The organism is Coprococcus sp. AF16-5, from assembly GCF_003479365.1.
Lineage (GTDB): Bacteria > Bacillota > Clostridia > Lachnospirales > Lachnospiraceae > Coprococcus > Coprococcus aceti.
Genome location: NZ_QUGZ01000003.1, coordinates 160,746 through 186,819 on the forward strand (window position 1 = coordinate 160,746; position 26,074 = coordinate 186,819).

Sequence of the window (26,074 nt, forward strand, 5' to 3'; positions counted from 1 at the left end):
CGGACGGTAATCAGTCCTTCATCTGTATTCAGTTCATGAAAAAAGAGATGTATGTTGTGTATGTGCTATCACGTTCGACTGCTGTCGCTTCAGAATTTTCCATTTGCACTCGCTTACGACCGCGATAAGGGCGCTGCGGTCTTCAGCTCGGCAGGAAAATCCTCAAGCTCGGCAGTCTTCACTACCGATAGCCCACACACAACATACATCTCTTTTATTATATTTTTTGAAGCAGATGAATGGCTGATTACCTGTGTTTTGACTGAACATTAGATATGCAATGGTAAACCACAGGTTTATTGCCTTTCTTGCGGCTCAGCTTATAATGAATAGTAGAAACGGGGCGAAAGCGCTGTTATGCAGGTGACAGGAGTTGCCTATCAGACTGACGTAAACTTAATAGTCGTAGCAGGCTGTAGAGTGATGATGCGTGTGATGTTCCGGGAAACAGTGCATGGCTGAGCTTCATAAGGGTTGTTTGTTTACCAAAACCCGGATAGGCAGAGATGCCGAAAGAAAACATTCAGGGAGTTCTACTAAGTAGAACTCCTTTTTTATCTGTTATCTTCCACCACTTTCTCCCTCATCTTCGGATCGAATTTTCCATTTCGGATCATTGCTATCTCCCGTTTGAACGGCTCGTAGCTTTTCTTGCTGTTTTCCGGGTCTTTGATGTATGGGGATTCCAGGATCTTTGGGACTTCCATGAAGTCCGGATGGTTCATGATGTACATGAGTGGCTCAAAGCCGATCTTGCCAAACCCAAAGTTCTCGTGTCTGTCTTTAGCCGCTCCCGGTTCGTTCTTGCTGTCGTTCATATGGAACACGGCTATCTGATCTTTGCCGATGAGTCTGTCGAACTTCTCCACGACTCCATCGAAATCATGTATGATGTCGTAGCCCGCATCGCTGGTGTGACAAGTGTCAAAGCACACACGAAGCTTGTCATTATGACTCACTCCATCATAAATTCGCGCAAGCTCCTCAAAGTTTCTTCCAATCTCACTGCCCTTTCCCGCCATGGTTTCCAGAGCTATGTGACATGCGGTGTCCGCGGTCAGGACTTCATTCAGGCCCTTTACTATGCTTGCAATTCCCTTGTCCACGCCCTCTCCTACATGTGAGCCCGGATGAAGGACTATGGTCTGTGATCCCATCGCTGTCGCCCTGTCAATCTCCTTTGCAAGAAATTCCACTGCAATCTCATAGATTGCAGGATTCACAGTATTTGCAAGGTTGATTATATACGGCGCATGGACCACGAACTCCTCTATGCCGTTCTGAACCATGAGTTCATGTGCCTCCTGTATCCTAAGCTCCGATATATCTTTGCGTCTCGTATTCTGTGGTGCGCCTGTGTAGAGCATAAATGTATTTGCGCCAAATGCCACAGCATCCTTCACTGAGCCTAGCATCATCTCCTTGCCCGACATACCCACATGACATCCTAATTTTAACATAATTTATCTCCATTCATTCTAAACTGGTTTCAGTTTACTCTATCCTCGCCGACTGCACAATACGCTGCCGCTGCAATCAATAAATAGTTTTTTCTAATTTTACCATATATTATGTAGACTGTTTGCAAATCATTTGGTAAACTAAACACTAGAAACCAACTTATATTATACACTTGGGGGAAAACCGCTATGCAATTAAAAAATGTACTAATCGTCGTAAATGACATTGAACGATCAAAAAAATTTTACAAAGATATCTTCGGGCTTGAGGTTATCTTGGACAACGAGGGAAATGTGATCCTGACGGGAGGGCTGGTCCTTCAGGATGCAACTATTTGGGCTGAATTCATTGAAAATCTTGTAATTCCACATAACAATGCTTCGGAGTTATATTTTGAAGAAAATAATATCGAGGAGTTTGCACAAAAACTTGATGAGTCGCCATACAACATTGAATATGTCAATCGTCTCATGACTCATTCATGGGGACAAAAAGTCATCAGATTCTATGATCCTGACGGCAATCTTATCGAGGTCGGAACGCCATAATTTTTCCTATATCCATTCCCTCTATTTCATGTTACAATTAATGACATATTACCCAATTGGAGGACAAATTTTTATGAGTAACACAGGAAGAACCTGTAAGGTTCACTACACAGGAACATTCAACGACGGAACAAAGTTCGATTCTTCATATGACAGAGGCGAGCCTATCGAGTTCGTTTGCGGTGCAGGACAGATGATTCCGGGATTTGATCAGGCAGTTGAGGGCATGAACGTTGGCGATATCATCGATGTACATCTTCGTCCTGAGGACGCATACGGAATGCCTGACCCGGAGGCCATCATCAAGGCTCCTCTTGCAGATATGCCTGGCGCTGAGAATCTTGAGGTCGGCAATCAGGTATACCTTGCCAATTCCATGGGACAGCAGTTCCTTGTAAAGGTCATTGAAAAAGATGACGAATCCATCACATTTGATGCAAACCATGAGATGGCCGGCAAAGAGCTCAACTTCAAGATAGAGCTTGTATCAGTGGATTAACACTTAGACATGGCGAAGAATTCGATTATATAAGGGGGCAGGAATCGTGAACATTTACATAGACGAATCAGGTTCTATCAATAAATATGCCACAAACGATCAGTATTTCGTGGTGTCTATGATCCATGTCCTCGATCCCGTCGCCCTTGAGCGTGCTTACAAGAGATTTATTTCTTCCAACTATGAGATGCTTCTTGATCTGGACAGTGACAAGGTCGATGACATGACCGGCAAGATCACCAAGCACGGCGGGAGAATGTTCCGGGACGGCAAATTCCGTGAACTAAAAGGTGCACAGTTTGACAGAGACATGAAGCACATATTTGTGGATTACTTCTCCAGGAAGCATCACTTTGACGTGTACTATATCATGATGAAGAATGAAAATCTGCCGAACCGCTTCTTCGACAACATCTCCAGGACATTCAACTTCTCCATCAAATCTGCCCTGCTCTACTTCATACAGAATGGATATCTTCCTGACGAGGACTGCTTTCTGCAGCTTGACGAGAGGAATGAGCGGGTGGAGAACAAATCATTCCTTGAAAATTACCTGAACACCGAGCTTTCACTGTCAGGTCAGGTAGCGGGGAATTTCTCAGTGAGCTACTTCGATTCAGCCTGTAACAAGTTTGTGCAGATAGCGGATGTATTTTCTAATCTGTTCTATTCACATCTGCAGACTGGACATTACACTGAGGAACTTGAGCTTATGAGAGAACTTGGAATACTTAAGGGTGTTTACGAGCTGACATAATCAAAAAGGGATTGAACCTTGCGCCCCATATCGCGGTTTCAATCCCTTTTTTGAAATATTTAAAATACCAATTGCCTCCGAGCGATGCTCACACAGAACACTTACATAGATAAACGCACTATCGAAGGACTTACTGTTGGTACTTATATAATATCATGTTTTGCTTCAAAAGACAATAAGTCCGTGTTAAATTCACTGAAATTTTCACTCTTTTTTATCTGTCCTGCCCTCCCGTCCATGTCCAAACGCCAGATAGCCTATGAAAAGAACAAACAATGCTGCAACTCCCATCCAGATACACAGCAGTTTTGGTCCCTTCGGGGCAAATGTATCGTAGTATCCCTTGAAATAGATTACCACAATTATAAGCGGCAGCACGTATGACATGTATTTTCTTAGGTACTGCGGAAACGGCTTACCGATACCGGTGTCTGCCTCAGCGACAAAGTTTTCAAATCCCCATCCATTCTTTCTTGTACAGAACAGGACAAAAAGTAATGATCCGAGTGGTAGGATATTTCCCGATACGAGAAAATCTTCCAGATCCATGATATTTGTACCCGCTCCCATCGGAGTGATTCCTGAGAGCACATTGAATCCAAGCACAGCCGGCAGGGAGAGCACTGATATCCCGATCAGATTTATAATAAGTGACTTCTTTCTCTTCCATCCAAACATATCTATACTTATCGATATGATATTCTCAAACACCGCGATAACCGTGGAAAGCGCCGCAAATGACATGAATATGAAGAACAGAATTCCCCACACTCTTCCTCCCGGCATGTGGTTGAACACATTCGGCAGGGTCATAAACAGAAGTGATGGTCCCTTGTCCGGGCTGATCCCGTACGCAAAGCATGCTGGCAATATGATGACTCCGGCCATGAGTGCCACAAATGTATCAAGGTACATAACACTCTTCGCCTCGCCAGACAATTTTCTCTCCTTGCCTATATAACTTCCAAATATCTCCATGGATCCCATACCTACACTGAGTGTAAAAAATGCCTGGGTCATGGCGTCAAATAATACATTGCCCCAGCCTCTGGCATTTGCACGCTCGATACTTGGAACAAGATAGAACTTAAGTCCTTCTTCGTTGCCCGAGAGCATGAGCGAATTCACTGCCATGACTATCATCAGAACTATAAGTGCAAACATCATGATCTTTGTCACCCTCTCCACTCCGTTCTGAAGTCCCAGTGAACATATACCTATACAACACACGATGACCGCAAGTGTGATCGCGACCATAAGTCCCGGTGATGCAAGCATCCCTGTAAATTTGTCTTCTATTGCTTCTACTGACCCACCATGAAGCTGTCCTGATCCCATGACGTACACATAGTATACCATCCAGCCCGCTACCATAGTATAAAACATCATCAGCAGATAGTTGCCGGCATAGGCATACCAGCTGAATTTATGCCAGTTGCCGCCCTTCGGTGCAAGCTCCTTAAGTGCTGAACCAACGCTCTTGCCGCTTCCTCTGCCTATCGCAAACTCGCAGGTAAGGATAGGATATCCCAGAAGCAACAGACACAGCAGATATATCACGATAAATATCGCTCCGCCATTCTGCCCGCATATATACGGGAACTTCCATACATTTCCAAGGCCAATAGCACATCCCGCCGACACGAGGATGAACCCAAGTCTGGAGGCGAACTTTTCTCTGTCGCCGTTGTTATTTTCTTTACTCATACACTTTTCCTTTCACAGATATCAGTATTATTTGCGTCAGATGTTTACTTCAAGCTGTTACATTCTGTATTATTTTTTCATTTATGCTGACACATACCTTGTGATTGTAACATATATCATTGCATTTGTGTGTTTAAACTTTTACAGTTTAAAGCAAATTTTATCACATATTTGAACCAGATAAAATACAGATATTTTTATGTTTGCTGTGCGTTTTCAACAAGTATATTTTCCTGCAAAATAAATCTATTAATTTACATATAAAGGATTACATTTTTCCATATTATATTTTATTATAATGAGTAGAATGTTCTTAATACTAATAAGATCGTTCTCCGTATTTTGAGGCAGATTTCTGTGTGGGTTTGCAGTACCTTATACCTTATACCTTAAACCACCAGCGCATAGCTGCAAGTGCGCTGCTCATATTATGGAAGAACGAATAGTAACGCATGCGCCGCGCGAAGAGCATTTATATGCGCATGCTGCATTTTTATAAGGAGGACATTTATTATGGCTACATGGCTTAAAGACGCAATTTTTTATGAAATATACCCACAGAGTTTCTACGATACCAACGGCGACGGTATCGGTGATTTTAACGGAATCACTGCAAAGCTTGACTATATCAAGTCTCTTGGATGCAACGCTATCTGGATGAATCCTTGCTTTGATTCACCATTTTCCGATGCAGGCTACGATGTAAGGGATTACAAGAAGGTTGCCGAGAGATACGGAACAATGGAGGACATAGAGAACCTCTTCGCTGAGGCTCACAAGAGGGACATGCACATTCTCCTCGACCTGGTTCCAGGCCACACATCTGAGGAGCATACATGGTTTACCGAGAGCAAAAAAGCTGAGCCAAATGAATACTCAGATAGATATATGTGGACTGACGGATGGCTCTGTGGCGGTGCAGGTCTCAACTACATCGCAGGAGAATCACCAAGAAACGGTGCCTACATCGTCAACTTCTTCAAGTGCCAGCCGGCTCTCAACTATGGCGTCCTGAACCCAACTGAAAGATGGCACAAGAGCATGTACGATCCTGCATGTATCGCAACAAGAGAGGCTATGAAGGACGTATGCCGCTTCTGGCTCGACAAGGGCTGTGACGGCTTCCGTGTAGATATGGCAGATTCACTTGTAAAGCATGATGATGCTAACAAGAGCGGAACAGTTGCCGTATGGCAGGACATTCTCGGCGATATACACGCTGAGTACCCTGAGTCAGCATTTGTATCTGAGTGGGGAAAGGCTGAACAGTCAATCAAGGCCGGCTTCGACATGGACTTCTATCTCGACTGGATGGGCAACGGATATAACTCTCTGGTAAGAGATTACGAAGCTCACCTGAATGCATTTGCATCTCTTCCTGAGTCTCTTGACGACAGCATGGAGAACAACAGCTTCTTCAAGGCTGACAGCAAGGGAACCTGCGACCACTTCATTGATGAATACATGGGAAGATACGAGCAGATAAAGTACAAGGGTGCTATAGCCCTCATCACAGGAAATCACGACACTACACGTATCAGCTACGGGCTCTCTGAGGATGAGTTAAAGCTTGCCTATGCATTCTTCATGACCATGCCCGGCAATCCATTCATCTACTACGGCGATGAGATTGCTATGAAATTCAGAAGCATGGCAAGCAAGGAGGGCGGATTTACAAGAACCGGCTCAAGAACTCCTATGCAGTGGACAAGCGGTGACAACATGGGCTTCTCATCAGCGCCTGCCGACAAGCTCTATCTGCCGGTTGATCCTGCAGAAAATGCCGCAAATGTCGAGGCTTCCGAGGCAGACCAGAACTCACTGCTCAATACAGTGAAAGCCCTCACTTCCCTCAGACATTCACAGGCCGATCTGCTGGACAAGAGCAACCTTGAGATCATCAGCAGAAAGCCACTGGTATACAAGAGAGGAAATCTACTCCTTGCAGTGAACCCTAAGAATACAGACACCCAGTCAAGGAAGCTTGCTGAGCTGACTGGTGACGCAAAGGTTATCTATTCTATAGCAATAAACGGCACACAGCCAGGTATCGCTGACGGAGTTATCACTCTTCCGGCACAGAGCTTTGTTGTGATAAGCTGCTAATTTGGAGCAATATATAACAACTCAATAACCATATAAAAAGGTCATCACATAATATGGCAATCATACACAACGGAGATTTCATTTTCCATGTGGGTTGCTCATATTATGCGATGGCCTCTTTTTATCTTCTTCCCTGTGGTCATCTCCCCAAACTTGTGGTAATATTTAATGGATTATATGCTCATATGCCACGACAGAATAAATGCACATGACATACCGGATTATAAAGGAGAACAATATTATGAACATGCAGGAAGCTACAAGCATCATGAAGGCTGACAGCTACAAAATGGCTGCACTTTCAGAAGATACAAGAAACAATATACTAGTACATGTAAAGGACGCACTCATCGCACATAAGGATGAGATATTTGCGGCAAATGCAAAGGACATGGCTGCTGCCGAGGAGAACGGGATCGCTGCATCAGTCAAGAAGAGACTGAAGTTCGACGAGCACAAGCTCGCTGACGTGACAAATGGAATCGATGAGCTCATAAAACTCCCTGACCCGGTTGGACAGATCCAGCTCAAGAGAGAGCTTGACGAGGGGCTGGTCCTTCAGAGAGTCTCCTGCCCTATAGGTGTCATCGGAATCATATTCGAGGCAAGACCGGATGCGCTGGTCCAGATATCATCATTGTGCATCAAGAGCGGCAACTGCGCAGTACTCAAGGGTGGCAAGGAAACTGCCAACACCAACAAGGCTCTCTTCGATGTGATCTACAGCACAGCCGTTGCAAACGGAGCACCAGAGGGCTGCATGCTCCAGGCAAGCCAGCACAACGAGATCGATGAGCTTCTGTCATGCAACAAGTCCGTTGACCTGCTCATACCTAGAGGCTCAAATGCATTTGTGCAGTATATAATGAACAACACCAAGATTCCTGTCATGGGACACGCAGACGGAATCTGCCACACATACATAGACAAGGATGCAGATATAGAGAAGGCTATCCCTATCATCATAGATGCAAAAACACAGTACACCGCTGCCTGCAACGCAACGGAGACACTTCTCATCCACAGGGATGTGGCAAATGAAATGCTTCCAGTCATGGCTAAAGCTCTCAGGGAGAATGGTGTAAAGCTACGCGGAACCGCAGAGGCAGCGGAGATCATCAAACGGGCATACACAGCTGACGGTCAGGCCAATGGTTCACATACGAATGCCGCAACTGACAGCCAGAACGTTTTTGAGATCATGGGAGACGACGATTTCAATACAGAGTATCTTGACCTAGTACTCTCAGTCAAGATCGTGAACAATGTCCAGGAGGCTATCTCACACATCAACCACTTCGGTTCACACCATACTGACTGTATCGTGACTGAAAATGCCGACACTGCCGACCTCTTCATGCAGCTTGTCGACTCGGCGGGAGTATACCAGAACTGCTCCACAAGATTTGCCGATGGCTTCAGATACGGTTTCGGCGCAGAGGTCGGAATCAGCACAAGCAAGATCCATGCAAGAGGCCCTGTAGGACTTGAGGGACTTGTAACTTACAAATACAAGCTTTACGGACATGGACAGATAGTTGATGACTACGCAACCGGAAAGAAGCAGTTCCATTTCAAAGACCTGTAGAATAATGAACGATCATCAGCGGGGACTTTCTCATGTACATCAGTCCTCGCTGATGCATTTACTATATAAATAGGAATTACATAAAAATGAAAACAATACTGAAAATATTTAAAAACGACCTGATCGGTATCAAAAAAAGTATACTCACAATAGTTCTCGCCGTTGGACTGTGCATACTGCCTGCGCTGTATGCATGGTTCAACATATTTGCAAACTGGGATCCATATGCCAATACCGGCAATATCAATATCGCCGTCGTCAACCTGGACAGGGGCTACACAGACGCAGACGGCAACGAGATGAACATGGGTCAGTCCGTGGCTGATAAACTGAAAAGCCAGACCAGTATCGGATGGGTATTCCCAGATTCTGAAAAGTCCGCCATCGACGGTGTGAAATCAGGCAAATACTATGCCGCCGTCGTCATTGATGAGGATTTCTCCTACAACATGTTCAATGCCCTGACGGACAACTTCGTAAATCCAAGCTTCACCTACTATGAAAATGAGAAGAAAAATGCCGTGGCACCTAAGATAACCGACACCGCAGTCTCTACTCTCAAGACAAGTATCAACGAGACCTACGTCAAGGCGATATCACAGAAGCTTATCACTGCCATTGACGACTCCGACACGGATCTGTCGAAGGATCTCAAGGGAACGGACTTCATCACAGCACTCAAGACCGTCGATGACAATCTCGCCGGATATCAGAAAACCATAGATTCCATAATCAAGGCAAATAACAAACTCAAGACCAGCACAAAGCTCAAGGACGCAACTGACAAGAGCAGCAAGCTTCTGTCCGATGCGGGTTCCGCCATTGATTCAAGCATGTCCGATATAGACTCAGTGGGCTCAACCTACTACACTGTCAGGAATTCTCTTCAGGATCAGATTGACAGCATCGCGCAGGACATACAGAATCTGAAAAGCTCTGCAAAGCTTATCCATATGAAGGATGATGCAGAGAACATATCTGCCGATCTTGAGAATATCAAGGCAGATGCAGACAAACTTCAGCAAAAGATCGATGCAGTCGACGAATATATCAAATCTCTTGACATAAGCAACACGAATGAGGTTTCAGATGCACTCAACAAGCTTGACAAGCTGAAAACAGAGGTTAAGAAAATTTCCTCTCTCACCGCTGACACCATCGATAGTCTGGATATGTCTGCGATCACAAATGCAGAAAATGCCGTATCAGATAAGCTCGACCAGATCATCGACTCTGTCTCAGACATCGACGATACATTTACCAGTCAGGTCATTCCTGACATGGACAACATAATCCTGAACATCAAAAATGCACTGAAAAACGCTCAGGATCTGTTAAATACCCTGAATTCTACCATAAACAGTGCAAGCTCTGTATTTGACAATTATAAGGTTACCATTGCATCAATGAACACCAGTCTCTCAGATCTCTCTGATCTCATAAGCGGCATCAGGGACAAGATCCAGACCGCCACAGACGAGATAAACAAGGCCGCTGACAGCGAGGTGACCGACATGATCATCGCCTTCCTCAATGGAGACTCAGAGGCGCTGGCGTCATTCCTGTCAAAGCCTGTTGCCGTCGAGGAACATTACTACTACAGCATTGCCAACTACGGCTCGTCCATGGCACCATTTTACTCAGTGCTTGCCATCTGGGTCGGAATGACAATTCTCGTCTCCCTCATGAAGGTGCATGTGAAGGATGCGGACTATCTGAAGGATGCCAGACCACACCAGTTGTTCTTTGGAAGATACCTTATTTTCTTCCTGCTGTCTCAGCTTCAGGTTCTGGTCATAGTGCTTGGAGATCTGTTCCTGCTGAAGATACAGTGTCTGCACCCATTTGCATTCTGGGCAACTGCGGCACTCACAGGGCTGACATTTTCAATATTGATATATTCACTCACCATATCATTTGGCGACATAGGCAAGGCCCTCGCTGTTGTGATCATGGTGCTGCAGATAGCGGGGAGCGGTGGAACCTACCCTATTGAGGCTCTTCCGAACTTCTTCAGACAGGTGTACATATTCTTCCCATTCCCATATGCGATAAATGCAATGCGTGAATGTATTGGCGGAATGTATCACGCAGACATGTTCAAATATCTGCTTGAATTGTCAATTTTCATTGTGGTTGCACTGGTCATAGGACTTATAATCAGAAAACCATTTATCCATATCATGCACTTCATCGAGAAACGTATGGAAGATACGGATATGATGTAATGCAAATAAGGAGGAACACCCATGAACGAAGATACAAATTCAAATACAACCAGCACCGAACCATCTGACATAAAGTCCCAGGTGCTTGCATTCAGAGACAATGCCCATGCAGCAAATGTAAAAAAGCTGAAGGCGGGTATTAAGTGTATATTCACTGTTCCCGCATGCTTCCTTATCCTGCTCTTTCTGACCGGCAGCTCCAAGATCATATTTCTTGTTCTGTGGATCGCCAGCCTGTTCATAATCGCGGCGTATCTGATACATGTGGAATACTCGGATTACAAGGTACAGGAGATGGTTAACTCGCTTCAGGATACGGAAGATAATATTGACGGTCTCATCGACATCAACAGCATATATACAAAAGTCGCTGCACCGAAGAAGAAGCTGGACGACATAATAACAAATGTAAAAACAGACATTCAGACACAGATCACCGCCGTGCAGGACAAGGTGGCTGAGATGGCTGAGGCTGTGCAGAATGATCAGAGTGTGTCTGTGCAGTCTGATGAGCAAAACAAGAAAGTTCAGACAGATGAACATGGCGACTCGGTTCAGACGGATGAACAGGATGAAGCCACAGAAAACACAGAAGCTGACAAGGAGGAATTATCATGAAAAACATTTGGCGTGTATACATATCTGATCTGCGCAGGATCACCACAAATGTTGTCGCACTGTCCATAGTCATGGGTCTGTGCATAATCCCTTCCCTGTATGCGTGGTTCAACATCCTGTCAAACTGGGATCCGTATGGAGAGTCCGCCACCTCACTCATGAAGATCTCCGTCTACTCTGAGGATGATGGAATCGAAATGAGCGGAATAAATCTAACCATCGGAGACATGGTGATCGAAAGTCTTGAAAACAACAACACTATCGACTGGACATTTGCCGATAATAAAGATGAGGCACTTGAACTCATCGCCAGCGGGGAATGTTATGCCGGAATAATCATACCAAAGGACTTCACGGCGAACATGCTCAGCATACTAAATGGCAACATCGTCAATCCAAATATCGAATACTACGAGAACAGCAAGAAGAACGCCATTGCCACCAAGATAACCGGCAAGGTCAAGACGACCGTCCAAAACGAGATAAACACAAAGATCATAAGCACGCTGACCGAGGTATTTGCAAATGCCGGAGATTTCATTTCTGGAAATAACATAGACGGTTCAGACCTCGTTGCCGGTCTTGAGAGCAAACTGGAACAGATCTCATCCACGCTGGACAATTACGTCTATATGCTGAATACATTTTCACTGCTCACAGAGTCTGCATCAGATGCCATCGATACCACTCAGCTTCTGTTTCCAAGCATAGACAGCATGGCACAGAGCGGCTCAAGCAGTCTTGGAAATCTGAGTGACAGCGCAGGCATAAGCAGCGACGTTGCAGACACCTCGATATCACTGCTGAACACAGGTCTCGACATGATCTCTGACAGACTTACAGAGCTTGGTAAAACCGTGGACAGCCTCTCAAGAACCCACGATATCGGATCAGTATCAATCGAAACTGACCTCAATGGTTCCCTTGGCACCAATGTTCTGGACACCATAAACCGATTGATCGAAGCCCAGTCACCTATAGTATCGGATGCCAAACTTCAGTTTGAAAATCTGAACGAAGACTTAGCAAAGCTTGTATCCGACACAAGCCTGTCGGACGAAGAATTTGCATCACTGAAAAAAGCGGTATCGTCCGACATAAAGAAGTGTACAAATGACATTGCTTCAGTGAAGGATCTCATAAATAACGAACTTTCGCCTGAACTGAAATCTTCGTTAGAGAATATCCAGTCATCTCTGGCACAGGCACAGACCGTGCTGGCAAATGTTCCGGGAAACTTCAACGATATCAGCAAGTCCCTGACCGAGTATCAGGACATTCTGAAGGACGGAACCTCAGACATCGCGGGAACGATCAAATGTCTGAAGGATCTCAAAGAAAGCATAGACAAGATCAAGGCCGACATACAGACGATCACGTCTAACAGCAGCTACCAGGATTTCATAAATGCCATCAAGGACAATCCACAGGTGATAGTGAATTTCATCTCATCACCGGTACAGATGAACACAGTTGCTGTATACGAGATATCCAACTACGGATCAGCCATGGCACCATTCTACACGGTCCTGGCACTGTGGGTCGGTGCTCTCATACTTGTGGCACTCATACACGTTAAGGTCAAGGACAATGAAGAGCTTGAGGGCGTGAAGCCTTACCAGAAGTTCTTCGGAAGATATCTTAACTTCTTCGTCATCGGACAGGTCCAGACAATCATAACCGTTATGGGCGATCTGTTCTACGTGGGAATACAGTGCAAGCATCCGATAGCATTTGCACTGGCCGCCATAATGACGAGCTTTGTATTTACATTCCTGATCTACTCTCTCACCGTGGCATTTGGCAATATCGGTGAGGCCATCGCCGTGATCATCATGGTCATTCAGGTTGCGGGAGCAGGTGGAACCTTCCCTGTGGAAGTGCTCCCATCAGTGTACCAGTACCTGTACAAATTCATGCCGTTCTCATACTGCATGAACGCCCTCAGGGAATGTGTCGCCGGAATGTATCAGCACACCTACGGCAAATGTCTTGCCACCCTGCTGATATATGTTGCGATATCCGCGGTCATCGGACTGCTGCTCGCCAAGCCTTGTGCAAAGCTTCTTGACAAGCTTGAGCACAGCAAGGAGAAATCCGGATTGTTTATATAATTAACGCCTCAGGTAGTATCCGTATGAAGCCGTTGTGGTGAGGTTGTAGCACAAAAATATCTCTAAAATGATTATTTGCATGAAAAAAAGGATAAAATTCCCTTGCTTTGTCCCAAATATCACTTTTCAGGACATTTGACGAGAATTTTATCCTCTTTTCATATATAATTCAGCTAATAGTTATATTATTTCTTACTTGAACAGATTGTCGTTCTCGAAGTAATCTATCTTCATCGCACGGCGCACATCTGCAAGTGTCTCTGCTGCCTTTGCTCTGGCAACCTCGCTGCCACTCTTTAAGATGTCATATACATCCTGTGGTCTCTTCTCCCACATCTGACGACGCTCTCTGATAGGTGCAAGCTCAGCCTGAAGAACATTGTTCAGGAACTTCTTGACCTTTACATCACCGAGGCCACCTCTGGTGTAGTGCTCCTTGAGCTCATCCATACCACTGTAGTCTGGAAGGAACTCCTCAAAGTACTCTGGCTTGCTGAATGCATCAAGATATGTAAATACTGAATTGCCCTCGATCTGACCAGGATCCTCTACACGGATGTGGTTTGGATCTGTGTACATGGACATAACCTTCTTCTTGATATCTGCAGGATCCTCTGACAGGTAGATACAGTTTCCAAGTGACTTACTCATCTTGGCCTTACCATCTGTACCTGGAAGTCTGAGACATGCCTCATTGTCAGGAAGAACGATCTTTGGATCAACAAGTGTCTCACCGTATACCGAATTGAACTTGTGAACGATCTCCTTACACTGCTCGATCATAGGCATCTGATCCTCTCCAACAGGAACCTCTGTGGCCTTGAATGCTGTGATATCTGCAGCCTGGCTGATAGGATAACAGAAGAATCCAACAGGGATACTTGCCTCGAAGTTTCTCATCTTGATCTCTGCCTTAACGGTAGGATTTCTCTGGACTCTTGCCACTGTTACAAGGTTCATATAGTAGAATGTGAGCTCTGTGAGCTCTGGTACCATTGACTGGATGAATATAGTAGACTTCTCTGGATCTATGCCACAGGCAAGATAATCCAAAGCAACCTGCATAATATTCTGTCTGACCTTCTCAGGATGCTCTGCGTTGTCTGTAAGCGCCTGCGCATCAGCCACCATGATGTAAATCTCATCATACTTTCCTGAATTCTGAAGATCGACTCTTCTCTTAAGTGATCCTACATAATGTCCCACATGAAGACGGCCCGTAGGACGGTCGCCTGTTAATATTACCTGTTTCATAACCTTCTCCTTTATATTGTATCTTTTATACCTGTCATTTATATATCTTTTTATAATCAGTCAGCTTATTTTTTACCCACTGCCAGCCTCACCGATTACTCGGCCAGCAGCTTACTCAGCTCATACTGGAAGGAATCGATCTGATTGTTCTGTATATCAATTGCCTCTTTTATATCATAGTCTATAAGTATATCGTTCTTGATAGCTATCATACGATTTGCCTTGTTCTTCTTGAGTACATCAACGGCATACGCACCCATGAGTGAGCCATACATCCTGTCCTTTGCCGTTGGCTGTCCGCCTCTCTGTATATAGCCAAGCACCGATACCCTCGACTCTATACCAGTCTTATCAAGAATCATCTGTGCAAGCTCTGGAGCATCTGTAACACCCTCGGCCACAACCACCAGATAGCTGTTCCTTCCGTCAGCATGCTTTGCCTTTATCGTATCTATGATACTGTCATAGTCACCATCCCATTTTTCAGGAATTATGATGGCATCAGCTGATGTCGCCATGCCTGCCCAGAGCGCTATATAGCCTCTCTTTCGTCCCATGACCTCCACGACGCTGCATCGTCCGTGGGAAACCGATGAATCTCTTATCCTGTCAATGGCCTCCATGGCTGTATTCGCCGCTGTGTCAAATCCCAGGGTATACTCAGAACATGCAACATCTCTGTCTATTGTTCCAGGGATGCAGATGGTATTGATACCCTCATTCTGAAATGCTATGGCTCCACGGAGTGTTCCATCCCCACCGATGGCAACAAGCGCATCTATATCGTGATCTCTCAGATTCTTTGCCGCCTGCTCGCGGTATTCTTTCTGAAGGAATCTCTCGCTTCTGCTGGTGAAAAGTATCGTTCCACCCTGATTGTTTATGTTCCTGACGTCCGCCAGGCCGAGCGGCTGTGTCTCCCAGTCGATAAGTCCCTCGTAACCACGCATCACTCCGACTATCTCTATTCCACTGTTGATGGCCGATACAACCACAGCCCTAACAGCTGAATTCATGCCCGGAGCATCTCCTCCGCTGGTAAGAACCGCTATCTTTCGTATGTCACTCATTTGTATGTCCTCTAATTATTTTTATACTGAAGCTCCTGCTTCTTGGCAGTAACCCTTGTATCCTTCTCTACTGAGTTGGTGATAAATGTATTACCACCCACAACAACGTTGTCCTCGATGATAGTCTCGCCTCCAAGGATGGACGCGCCTGAATAGATGGTTACATTGTCACCGATGGTTGGATGTCTCTTGGCTCCCTTGAGCTTCTGACCTCCCTGTGTAGAGAGTCCTCCAAGTGTCACGCCCTGATATATCTTCACATGCTCGCCGATAATAGTCGTCTCGCCGATAACGATTCCCGTACCATGGTCAATAAAGAAATACTTTCCTATGGTGGCGCCCGGATGAATATCTATTCCGGTCACGCTGTGGGCGTGCTCAGTCATGATCCTTGGTATCATCGGCACATCCAGCAGCCAAAGCTCATGTGCCATACGGTATACAGATATGGCATACAGTCCAGGGTATGAAAGTATGACCTCATCCTTGCTGCCCGCAGCAGGATCCCCATCAAACGCTGCCTGGATATCAGTCTCAAGATAGTCTCTTATCTGAGGTATCTTGTCCATGAATTCATATGTTATATCCATCGCCTTATCCTCAAGGTCAGCATCTGTGAGCTCAGGAAACTTTTTGCAATACCTGAGAACTATCATGATCTGCTTCTTCAGATGGAATATTACATCCTCTATGATAACAGACATGTTATTCTTCAAGCTGTATATCTTATACAGCTTGTCGCTGTAATAACCCGGATACAGAATCTTCATGAGTTTGTCGATCACATCGATAATGGCTGTCTTATCCGGCTCGTTGCACAGATCCGTCTTGTTGATGGCTCTGTCATCGCCGAAATCATCCAGTATCCTCTGCACGATTCCCTCAATTCTCTGTTTATCTGATCTATCCATTACTTATTCAGATCCTTTCTAATAATATCTCCCAATATCACCTGCCCAGACAAAATCTGCCGCGATGATATCTTCATATTATAATATGTGCTTAAGTCGATAAACACACAGCTATTCTAACAAATTATGCACGTTCATTCAATAGTGGGATTCTGCGTACAAATTATCCGCAATCCGATTGCAGAGATTACTGCTAAAAACAATCAACCAAAAATGATTATCTACATTATGCGCAGCATAATCATATAACTCGCAGTTCCCAGCAGGATACTCAGAAGCGTATTGTGCCTCCATTTGTATGTCCCGCCTGTCACCAGAACGCCAACGAGACTTGGTATTCCAGTTGCCACCGGAGCCGCCACCGCCCCCTTCAAACAGTACACTATGAGCACCGCCATGATGGTCGCCGGAAGCACCTTCCCAAGCTTTACCAGCATCTCCGGCATCTGTCTTTTTCCATTAAATATGACAAATGGAAGTGCCCTCAGTGCAAATGTTACAACTGCCGACACCGCAATTCCTATCAATATATATTTCGTATTCATGTTATTTCCCTGTTCTTCCTACACTTCTTAAATCGTACTGTTTCAATTTTATCTGAGACTTATTTGCGTCTCATATTCCACACCACAAGCACCGCTGACGCTATGATCAGTGATGGCAAAAGGAAATACTGCGGTCCAACTACCAGCAGACACACTGCCGCTATCACAATTCCTGCAATCGCCGGGATATGGCTCTCCGCCTTCTCCCACTGATTGATAAATATGATGACAAACAGCGCCGTCATACAGAAATCAATCCCCGTCATATCAAACGGAATGATCTGCCCCAGGATTCCCCCGGCAACCGCACCGACCATCCAGTAACACCTCGACAAAAAAGCCACCCAGAACATGATGCTCTGTTTCTCCTTACCGGTGTCCGGCAAGGTGCAGTTCACGGCATAAGTCTCATCCGTCATTGTATGTATCATATATAACTTCCGCTTTCCCATACGGTTGAATTCATCCACAAATGTCAGTGCATAAAAACTCTGCCTGCTGTTCATCAGAAATGCAGTGAGTGCCATGGTGAGTATGGATGCTCCGCTTGAAAGCAGCGTCACAAGCACAAACTGGTACGCCCCCGTGTACACCGTCAGGCTGACCAGCAGTGAATAATACCATTTGAATCCGGCATTCTCCATCATAATTCCGTATGCCATGCTGACGAACAAATAACTGCACATGATTGGGATTGATTTGATGAATGCTTTTCTGAATATATTTCCCACGATTTTTCCTTTCTCTCAAGCTAGCGCGATGGTCTCCAAATTCACTTATTACAATAGCTCTAAATCAGCACAGCACAAACTTGGGGCTTATTGCCACGCAGACAAAGCAGCCATAATTATCCTACTATTTCTATAGGATAACCATGATCATTCTAACATACTGCATATTATTGGGCAATACCGCCATCTCATTCAAAGGTATAAATTCTCATCTCACAGCCCCTCTATATATAAACGCCGCGCACACCGCCGTTATAAGCTCTGCTACCCAGAACGCATTCCACACACCAGCAGGTCCGAAACCACAAAGCCTTGAAAGTATCCATGCAGCCGGGATTATGACAACCACATATCTGAGCAGGGATATGAGCAGGGACGGAGTGCCCTTTCCCAATCCCTCAAGTGCTCCAGATGCAGTTACCGACACAGCCGACACTAAAAATCCGGCGCATATGATGCGCAGTGCTGTTCCACCTGCATTTATTGTAGACATATTCTCTGTGAACATACCTATAAGCCTCTCCGGGATGAGCAGGCACACAACTGTTCCAGCCAGCATGATTCCAACATTTAATGCAAGCGTTATGGTGAATATCTTCTTCACCCTGGCATGCTCTCCAGCACCATAGTTATAGCCTATGATAGGACGCATTCCCTGAATGATTCCATTTGCCGGCATATACAGGAATGTCTGAAGCTTGTAGTACACGCCCAGGATCATGACATAAGTTGCCGAATACATGCTGAGTATGGCGTTGAGTGCGCTTGTGAGCAGAGAAGGCAGTGCCATATTGAGTATAGCAGGTATGCCTATGGCATACAGCTTCTTCACCATCAGACCGCCCTCATGCAAATGCCTTATGCCGAACTTCACATTTATCGGTCTTCCAAAGTACACAATAAAATAAATGATCAGTGTAAACACCTGTCCCAGACCAGTTGCCAGCGCAGCGCCTTCTATCCCCATTTCAGGAAATGGTCCCACACCAAATATCAGCAGCGGATCAAACACTATATTCACAATACAGCCGCCCATCAGTCCAACCATTGTAACTATCATGCGTCCAACCGACTGGAACACCTTCTCAAATGCAAGATCAACCGAAATAATTATAGAAAATCCAAATACTATGTCTGCGTAACGACAGCCAAGGTCAAGGACGTCTCCACTTGCCTTGAAGGCTCTGAGAAACGATGGAATGATGGCAATACACACGACTGTCATCACTATTCCCTGTATAACAGCAAGAAACATCCCCCAACTAGCTGCCCGATTTGCCCGATCATTATCCTTGGCTCCAAGATATATGGCTATCACCGCGTTTATTCCAACACCAAATCCGATCGCCACAGCATTTACAAAATTCTGCAGCGGAAATACATACGAAAGTGCTGTCATCGCATCCTCACTTATCTTCGCCACAAAGAAACTGTCAACTATATTGTACAAAGCATTCACCATCATCGATATAACCATAGGCAGTGCCATGGACATCAAAAGTGGGAACACCGGCTTTTCTTTCATAAAATTCTCGTTCATAAAACCTCCGTCCCCGGATGGCATAAATAAAGCCCCACAACCTTGCGGTTGTGGGGCGAAAAGATGACCTGATCCGGAAAAATCCACCAACTTGTTTTCGTTAAAATTATTATGTATTATTTTATACTTCAACCAGCATATATGTCAAGATCCTGTACGACCACAAAGTAGCCTCTGTCACCATCCTCTTCCACTGGGATAGCATGTATAAGGCTTGCACCCCCATGGTTGTTTGCACAGCTGACTGACAAAACCCCTCTGAGGAAATTTTCTGTCTGATATTCCGTATTGCCGCCTGCGTAACTCTCCATGCGCTCACGGCTGAGAAAATCTCTGACTATTTTTCTTGACCGATCCGAGTCAAACCGGTTACTTATCAATCCAATTACTTCATCGTAGTTATTCGCACAAGATACAGCATTGTTCAGCTCAGAATCGCCTTTTATAACACGGTATTTATCGTTCTCATAATTAACATATATAATATCAGTATACATATATGCGATCCTTGCCTCTACCCTGGATTGAGCCTTTTTTATATCAGACTCTATCTTGTCAAGTACGGTCACTCTGTCCGTACCATCCCTGTTGATGCTGTGGATCACGCTGACATTCTTGCCCTTCTTTTTTGCTTCATACAGCGCAGTGTCCGCGACATTCATACACTCTTCTGTGCTGAATCCTGAACCATTGATCTGACATATACCAGCACTGCAATGGACATTCTGCCCTCTCTCCATTGTCTTGCGCTGAAGTTTTCTGGCAAATCTTATCACCTTTGACTCCAGAACAGATATATCCGATAAGCCCTTGTGAAGCACAACATACTCGTCTCCACCATACCTGCAGGCAACGTCCTCTTCATAGCAGTCACTCCGGAGAAACTTTGCCACCTTCTCAATCCAGTAATCACCAACTGCGTGACCATATGTATCATTTACACTCTTGAAATCATCTATATCCACAAATACAAGAGAAGCACTATCTTCGTCAGTCATGTTATCTATATACTCTCTTATCCTCTGCATTCCGGCTGTCTTGTTGTACATGCCGGTCAGAAGATCATGCTCAGCCTCGTACTTTGTACGCTCAACCTCCTGTCTGGATCTCGCAAGTGATCTGTCCATCTCGACCATATCAACTGCAAACATGATCTGTGTAGAAGCAACCACAGATATTGTCTGGAATGAAATCCCATAATAGAATATGACAACAACCGTGGATATACATGGCAGGATAAAATACAAAACACTTGACCAGAAAACTCTTTTTTCCAGTCTTTTTTTATACTGCAAAAGTATCGAAAAACTTAGAACAAGTCCTGCTGCTGCAATAAGCTGCGACAACAGATAACCGCTGCTCCTGTTATAGAAGTTATTATCATCTATATAATAGAACAGCTTGTCACTGAACTGGGATATAATGAGCAGGACTATCCCAGCAGCACTCAGAACTACCACGCCCCTTGCTTTCGCTGGCATCTTCGTCTCTCCTCTGTTGAGAATGACAAGAAGATAAAACGTAAACAGAGTCATATATAAATAGTTGATAAAGAACACGGCAAAATTGCTTATCTTCAGCATGTAATAGGCTGTCTGTCCTGTTTTTCCCTGATAATACCATGACAATATATCTGCAGCCAGCAGGATGATACATGCAGCCTCCATACATAGACTCACATTCTTTTTATCTCTATTATTATTCTTCTGAAGGAATATAACCACAAATGCAAACAGACAGATTAATATTCCCCACATTTCAAATGCTATATTAAATACAGCAGTCCTATCCACTAACTATGCGCCCCCTTAAACTTCCTGGCGATTTATTGTAGTAATTGTACAATTTGATTTGTGCAACATTTTCTCAATTTTATAAGTTCATATGAGAATCATTCTATATATCATACCTTAATTTGTCAATTACTAGATAACACATATTTATGGAATTTTGTCGCCACAGGGGACATATATGTCCGGCTGTCATGAACAACATAGTAAAGCCTGTCAACCGGCTGATGTTTTATACTAAGAACCTTCACATCAAGCCTTTTGAGCATATCCATGTAAGGGACTACCGCTATTCCAAACCCTGCTGCCACAAGTCCGGCTATGACCTCATCCTCCTCCGTTTCGCATGCTATCTCAGGAGCTTTGCCAAGCCCTTCAAACATCTCATCCACAAGACTTCTCATTCCAGATTCCTTCGAAAAATATACATGTTTATACCCAAGTGTATCCTCAACTGTCACCGAATCCCTGTCTGCCAAAGGGTGTCCCGACGGTGCTATGACAACAAGATCCTGTCTGCCAACTGGAATGGCGGAAAATCCCATCGTCTCAGGCGGTCTCGAACAGAAAACCATGTCATATTTTCTAGCCGCAAGATCATCAAGCAGCTGTCCTGTGGTTCCTGTGTGAAATGTAAATGACACATTTCTGTTTTCATCCTTCTTCAGATACTCCGCTGCCAGACGCGGTACAAATTCCATTCCAAGAGGTCTTATGAGACCAAGCCGTATCACGCCATCCCCGGCAGCCTCCTTTTGTATGGACTCTACCCCCGCATCAAGCGTGCCAAGCGAACGCTCTGCACATGCAAGGAATTCTCTGCCAAATGCAGTGAGCTCCGTATTGCGCCCATTCTTTTCAAAAAGCATTACCCCAAGATCTTCCTCTAGCTGGGATATTGCGTGACTGAGACTTGGCTGCGTTATATTCAGATTTCTGGCTGCATTTGTATAATGCTGAACATGGGCCAGTTCAACAAAATATCTAATATATGACAGATTCACTTATACCTCCCCCTTTTTCACTATTTATATATGATCCTATTCATATTTTAATACAATCCGAATATTTTTTATAGACAAAATCTATCAAACCATAAAAACTATTTATTTGTTATGTGGTGTTGTCGGTGCTACAATCAAAAACCGCAGGGATATACATATATGAAGTCTTATACAATTAAAGCTTCCCTGATGCTGGGGAAATCAAAGGCTATGTTATAAAACACATTATATAAAGAAAGAAATGAGGAAAAGCAGAAAATGAATACTCAATCAGGAAATGCACATCTGCATAACATGTGGGGCGAAATTGCCCTGATAACAGCAGTCACCATCAACAGTTTCGGAGTGGTTCTCATGCTCTATTCTGCAGCAGGAATATCGGCAATATCCAGCGTGCCATACGCATTCTCGCTGGTTCTTCCAAGACTGACTCTCGGAACCTGGACATACATATTTCAGGGCGTACTTATTCTCACCCTCATGATCATGAGAAAGAAATTCGTTCCCCAATATCTGTGCAGTTTCATAGTTGGTTTCGTATTTGGCAAGATGCTGGATATCCATGAGATGTGGATCGGGGCTTTGCCAACTGCCCTCCCATGGAGAATCCTTTACTTTGTGATAAGTTACATTTTGATATGTATCGGAATCGCACTGTCCAACAGATGTGGACTTCCGATCATCCCGACAGACCTTTTCCCAAGAGAGCTGTCTGAGATTATATCAGCAAAATATTCCAAGGTTAAGATTTCGTTTGATGTGATCTGCCTTGCAACGACAGCTGCCATGACAGGTTTTATCCTCGGTCATATCTACGGTCTGGGAATCGGCACAGTCCTTGCTGCCTTCACCATGGGCAAGGGAATCGCCATAGTTGGAAATGTCATGGACAAACATGTTACAATAGCTCCATACATAACAGCACACATTAAGCGCCACGGCAGCCATAACGCCCAGTATGCAGGACGCTAAGAACAAATTCAACACAAAAAAGAACCGCCTGAGAGAATCACATTCAAATTACAGATTTTCTCAAGCGGCTCTTTTTATATCCCCACGACCAGGCACGTAGATAAAAAATAACCATATATATGCCAGTCGGTAGTGAAGGCTCCATTGGTTCGATCAGTTACCTGCTAAGGCGAAGCAAACAACGCCCTTATCGTTTGCGTAGCCGCATGCATATGTAACTGGTCGAATCAATGGAAGCCGAACGTGACTGCATATATATGGTTATTTTTTATCGTCCGTGCCGTCCGTCAATCAGGCATTTGCCAGCTGGCGTCCAAGCTCCTTACACTCCTCAAGGCCTTCTGCGTCAGGTGTCTCATGGCACATAAGTCCGGCTCCGCCTACGAGTTCTGCGCCTGCTGACTGCATTCTCGCCTCCCAGTCGCGCATCCACTCGCCATCTCCCCAGCCGTATGAACCGAAGAGTGCGATCTTCTTGCCTGAAGCAAATCCCTCAACCTCAGCAACAAATGGCTCCATCTCAGCCTCCTCAAGCACCTCAGCTCCCATAGCCGGGCATCCCAGTGCAAATACTGGTTCATCCTTGAGTGCATCTGGTGTGATGCTGCTTACAAATACTACCTCCGCTTCCTTTCCGGCATCTCTCACGCCGTCTGCGATAGCCTCCGCCATCATCTGTGTATTTCCGCCCTGTGTCCAGAATACGATATTAATTTTGCTCATAATAATCCTCCTTATGAAATTATATGTAAAAGGGGGCTTTCCCTATACATCCTTGTAAACTGTGTTTATCTGCATCTTTCCATATACTTCTACGCCGCGTTTCTGCTCGCCGTGTACATCCCCATGATATCTCTAATATGCAGTCCATTTGAAAGAAATTGAATAAGTCTCTCTTCCGCACATTCAAATATATGAAATGTTCTCCGCTTTGATTCAGCATCCTCATATACCTTCCAATAACCGGAGCAAAGTGCATTTCTTCCGTTCTGCAGAATAAATCCCTCCACATCCTCTGGCGGGTATCCCAGCAACAAGCCCATCTCGTGTGGGAACCACTCCTTGCCAAGAGATCCATCGCCACAAGCCAGATCTTCATGTGCCGGTTGTTTTGAGGTGAATCTTCCTCTGCTCTTTAAGTACTGCTGATATTTTTCACGAAACACCGCAAGTATCTCAGAAAGCTCCATGTCCTCATATCCCAGCTCAGACATAAGTCTTTGCACATCATCCCTCCGGACAAATGCCCTGAGCTTTGCCGCATTGTAGATAAATACATTTACCCTGCCACAGGTTGCTCCCAGTGTGTACATACATATATCACTGTCCTTCAGTATCTCCACCATCTGACGATATCCGCTGAGTTCTATGTTCAGCAGATTTGACACCTTGACACCCGTTATCACCGGTGCACATTGAAGTGCCATCTGAAGTTCCACGTCACCGAGCTCCATGCCCTTCATGATCTCCCATGTATTTTCACTCATACAAAACCTCCTTGTGACAAATAGGTTTGGTTAGGCTTGTCTAACTCTAGTGAAAATACTACATGATTCCTCCCCGAACGTCAATAACCCGGAGTGAGACATTTTCTCACTCCGGGTTATCTTGTTGATTAAAAATATACATTTATAAATTCTGCTTTATCATCGTCCTGCGTGGCTCTTTATTTCCGCCTGTTACCATATTGAGCAGCCGCCACACACCATATGCACAGATCCCACACACAGCCACAGGTACAAGGAGCACTACTATGACTCCTGTGCAGACTCCTGTAACCAGGTATCTAAACCATTTCATCACATCACCATTCCTCATATCTACTGCCATCTTAATGCATTCCTCTCATTACATTATAAGCTGATCTTCTTAGTAAGCAGTGTCGCACTTCCTATATAACTGCCGATCATGCATACAACATAGAGAATAAGCTGCGGTATGTTCTTATACATCGCGTCAAGCATAGTCTCCACCTGCACGTTCTTCCCAAGGTGCGGAAGCTTGTATGCTATGTAGCTCACCAGCACATAAAGAGCCACAAAAAGTATAAAGCTGACAACGCCCTTTATCTTCTTATTCTGGAGCACTGTGGAAGACAGTGACACTGCGAGGTACGCTATGGTGATCATTGTATAGAATTGAATAAGTGCTACTACTATGAACCCTGCAACATTTGCAATGACACTTCCTATTGACAACCCTCTTGTTCCCAGAATATCATCCAGCACAAGCTCAACGCCAGCTACACCGCCGTTATGTGACTTAAGCAGGTTATAATCAACAACTATAAGCAGTCCAAGAAAGGCCACAAGTGTCGCACCGGTGAGCAGGATTGAAAGCAGCTTTGCACCGATAATCTTGTAATTTGAAATTGGCGTCATAAACACCATATACCCCGTCTTGTTCTTCAGATCCTGACTGTATATTATCACACCATATATCAAGACGAACATAAACGAAGCCCAGCCTCCCATCACAAGGAAGATGATACCAAGTCCAGCTAACAAATCCTTTTCTGCAAATATTCCAATCACGAACAGCAATTCTGCTGCCGCAAGAGCCGTTATAACCACCAGAAGTGGAAATACTCCACGTCTGTATTCATATTTCATCATCTTTAACATAATATCT

General features: G+C 44.7%; 23 protein-coding genes. 9 read left to right on the forward strand and 14 right to left on the reverse strand.

Going from position 1 to position 26,074, the window contains the following annotated elements:
- Nucleotides 1-554: 554 nt before the first annotated feature.
- Nucleotides 555-1,460 (reverse strand): deoxyribonuclease IV, encoded by a 906-nt coding sequence (locus DWW70_RS09375; RefSeq protein ID WP_118649725.1) that lies wholly within the window; start codon nucleotides 1,458-1,460, stop codon nucleotides 555-557.
- Nucleotides 1,461-1,649: 189 nt separating this feature from the next.
- Here DWW70_RS09375 and DWW70_RS09380 point away from each other — a divergent pair, with 189 nt between their 5' ends.
- From DWW70_RS09380 to DWW70_RS09390, 3 genes are all read left to right on the forward strand, one after another.
- Complete coding sequence (locus DWW70_RS09380) at nucleotides 1,650-2,009, forward strand: VOC family protein (RefSeq protein WP_117550788.1); 360 nt, start codon at nucleotides 1,650-1,652, stop codon at nucleotides 2,007-2,009.
- Nucleotides 2,010-2,082: 73 nt separating this feature from the next.
- Complete coding sequence (locus DWW70_RS09385; protein WP_004850005.1) at nucleotides 2,083-2,508, forward strand: FKBP-type peptidyl-prolyl cis-trans isomerase; 426 nt, start codon at nucleotides 2,083-2,085, stop codon at nucleotides 2,506-2,508.
- Between the two features lie 46 nt (nucleotides 2,509-2,554).
- On the forward strand, nucleotides 2,555-3,265 hold the full coding sequence (locus DWW70_RS09390) for a DUF3800 domain-containing protein (protein ID WP_118649726.1): 711 nt from the start codon (nucleotides 2,555-2,557) through the stop codon (nucleotides 3,263-3,265).
- A gap of 204 nt (nucleotides 3,266-3,469) precedes the next feature.
- Here DWW70_RS09390 and DWW70_RS09395 read toward each other — a convergent pair whose 3' ends face one another.
- The gene (locus DWW70_RS09395) at nucleotides 3,470-4,972 is read right to left on the reverse strand and encodes a sodium-dependent transporter (protein ID WP_118649727.1); all 1,503 of its coding nucleotides are present in this window, start codon (nucleotides 4,970-4,972) and stop codon (nucleotides 3,470-3,472) included.
- Nucleotides 4,973-5,485: 513 nt separating this feature from the next.
- Here DWW70_RS09395 and DWW70_RS09400 point away from each other — a divergent pair.
- The 5 genes from DWW70_RS09400 to DWW70_RS09420 all read left to right on the forward strand — a co-directional run bounded on the left by DWW70_RS09400 (nucleotide 5,486) and on the right by DWW70_RS09420 (nucleotide 13,626).
- The gene (locus tag DWW70_RS09400) at nucleotides 5,486-7,078 is read left to right on the forward strand and encodes an alpha-amylase family glycosyl hydrolase (protein WP_118649728.1); all 1,593 of its coding nucleotides are present in this window, start codon (nucleotides 5,486-5,488) and stop codon (nucleotides 7,076-7,078) included.
- A 241-nt stretch (nucleotides 7,079-7,319) separates the two neighbouring features.
- The gene (locus DWW70_RS09405) at nucleotides 7,320-8,666 is read left to right on the forward strand and encodes a glutamate-5-semialdehyde dehydrogenase (RefSeq protein WP_117550794.1); all 1,347 of its coding nucleotides are present in this window, start codon (nucleotides 7,320-7,322) and stop codon (nucleotides 8,664-8,666) included.
- Between the two features lie 86 nt (nucleotides 8,667-8,752).
- The gene (locus DWW70_RS09410) at nucleotides 8,753-10,894 is read left to right on the forward strand and encodes a YhgE/Pip domain-containing protein (RefSeq protein WP_118649729.1); all 2,142 of its coding nucleotides are present in this window, start codon (nucleotides 8,753-8,755) and stop codon (nucleotides 10,892-10,894) included.
- 21 nt (nucleotides 10,895-10,915) lie between these two features.
- On the forward strand, nucleotides 10,916-11,512 hold the full coding sequence (locus DWW70_RS09415; RefSeq protein ID WP_118649730.1) for a hypothetical protein: 597 nt from the start codon (nucleotides 10,916-10,918) through the stop codon (nucleotides 11,510-11,512).
- Nucleotides 11,509-13,626, forward strand: a complete 2,118-nt coding sequence (locus DWW70_RS09420; RefSeq protein ID WP_118649731.1) for a YhgE/Pip domain-containing protein — start codon at nucleotides 11,509-11,511, stop codon at nucleotides 13,624-13,626. The genes DWW70_RS09415 and DWW70_RS09420 overlap by 4 nt, the downstream gene beginning before the upstream one ends.
- A 192-nt stretch (nucleotides 13,627-13,818) precedes the next feature.
- On the opposite strand, the gene trpS is transcribed toward DWW70_RS09420, so the two are convergent.
- The 8 genes from trpS to DWW70_RS09460 form a co-directional block, all read right to left on the reverse strand.
- Complete coding sequence (trpS, locus tag DWW70_RS09425) at nucleotides 13,819-14,880, reverse strand: tryptophan--tRNA ligase (RefSeq protein WP_015533736.1); 1,062 nt, start codon at nucleotides 14,878-14,880, stop codon at nucleotides 13,819-13,821.
- 95 nt (nucleotides 14,881-14,975) lie between these two features.
- Nucleotides 14,976-15,950, reverse strand: a complete 975-nt coding sequence (locus DWW70_RS09430) for an ATP-dependent 6-phosphofructokinase (protein WP_015533735.1) — start codon at nucleotides 15,948-15,950, stop codon at nucleotides 14,976-14,978.
- A gap of 11 nt (nucleotides 15,951-15,961) precedes the next feature.
- On the reverse strand, nucleotides 15,962-16,861 hold the full coding sequence (locus DWW70_RS09435) for a serine O-acetyltransferase (protein WP_118649732.1): 900 nt from the start codon (nucleotides 16,859-16,861) through the stop codon (nucleotides 15,962-15,964).
- Between the two features lie 221 nt (nucleotides 16,862-17,082).
- Entirely contained in the window at nucleotides 17,083-17,406 is a 324-nt protein-coding gene (locus DWW70_RS09440) for a branched-chain amino acid transporter permease (protein WP_118649733.1), read from the reverse strand.
- A 59-nt stretch (nucleotides 17,407-17,465) separates the two neighbouring features.
- Nucleotides 17,466-18,137, reverse strand: coding sequence for an AzlC family ABC transporter permease (locus DWW70_RS09445; protein ID WP_243017705.1), 672 nt, complete (start codon nucleotides 18,135-18,137; stop codon nucleotides 17,466-17,468).
- Nucleotides 18,138-18,345: 208 nt separating this feature from the next.
- Nucleotides 18,346-19,677, reverse strand: coding sequence for an MATE family efflux transporter (locus DWW70_RS09450; RefSeq protein ID WP_118649734.1), 1,332 nt, complete (start codon nucleotides 19,675-19,677; stop codon nucleotides 18,346-18,348).
- A gap of 128 nt (nucleotides 19,678-19,805) precedes the next feature.
- Nucleotides 19,806-21,470, reverse strand: coding sequence for a GGDEF domain-containing protein (locus DWW70_RS09455; RefSeq protein ID WP_118649735.1), 1,665 nt, complete (start codon nucleotides 21,468-21,470; stop codon nucleotides 19,806-19,808).
- Nucleotides 21,471-21,595: 125 nt separating this feature from the next.
- Nucleotides 21,596-22,471, reverse strand: a complete 876-nt coding sequence (locus DWW70_RS09460; RefSeq protein WP_118649736.1) for a LysR family transcriptional regulator — start codon at nucleotides 22,469-22,471, stop codon at nucleotides 21,596-21,598.
- A 258-nt stretch (nucleotides 22,472-22,729) separates the two neighbouring features.
- Between DWW70_RS09460 and DWW70_RS09465 the strand changes: the two genes are divergently transcribed.
- A complete protein-coding gene (locus tag DWW70_RS09465; RefSeq protein WP_118649737.1) occupies nucleotides 22,730-23,443 on the forward strand; it encodes a DUF6198 family protein in 714 nt (237 codons plus the stop codon).
- A gap of 291 nt (nucleotides 23,444-23,734) precedes the next feature.
- Here DWW70_RS09465 and DWW70_RS09470 read toward each other — a convergent pair whose 3' ends face one another.
- The 4 genes from DWW70_RS09470 to DWW70_RS09485 all read right to left on the reverse strand — a co-directional run bounded on the left by DWW70_RS09470 (nucleotide 23,735) and on the right by DWW70_RS09485 (nucleotide 26,067).
- Nucleotides 23,735-24,166: a flavodoxin gene (locus DWW70_RS09470; RefSeq protein ID WP_055146627.1), complete on the reverse strand. Its 432-nt coding sequence runs from the start codon at nucleotides 24,164-24,166 to the stop codon at nucleotides 23,735-23,737.
- A gap of 89 nt (nucleotides 24,167-24,255) precedes the next feature.
- The gene (locus DWW70_RS09475; protein ID WP_022217297.1) at nucleotides 24,256-24,930 is read right to left on the reverse strand and encodes a DUF3793 family protein; all 675 of its coding nucleotides are present in this window, start codon (nucleotides 24,928-24,930) and stop codon (nucleotides 24,256-24,258) included.
- Nucleotides 24,931-25,072: 142 nt separating this feature from the next.
- Entirely contained in the window at nucleotides 25,073-25,273 is a 201-nt protein-coding gene (locus DWW70_RS09480; RefSeq protein ID WP_015533727.1) for a hypothetical protein, read from the reverse strand.
- Nucleotides 25,274-25,296: 23 nt separating this feature from the next.
- Nucleotides 25,297-26,067, reverse strand: a complete 771-nt coding sequence (locus DWW70_RS09485; protein WP_022217296.1) for a hypothetical protein — start codon at nucleotides 26,065-26,067, stop codon at nucleotides 25,297-25,299.
- Nucleotides 26,068-26,074 lie beyond the last annotated feature (7 nt).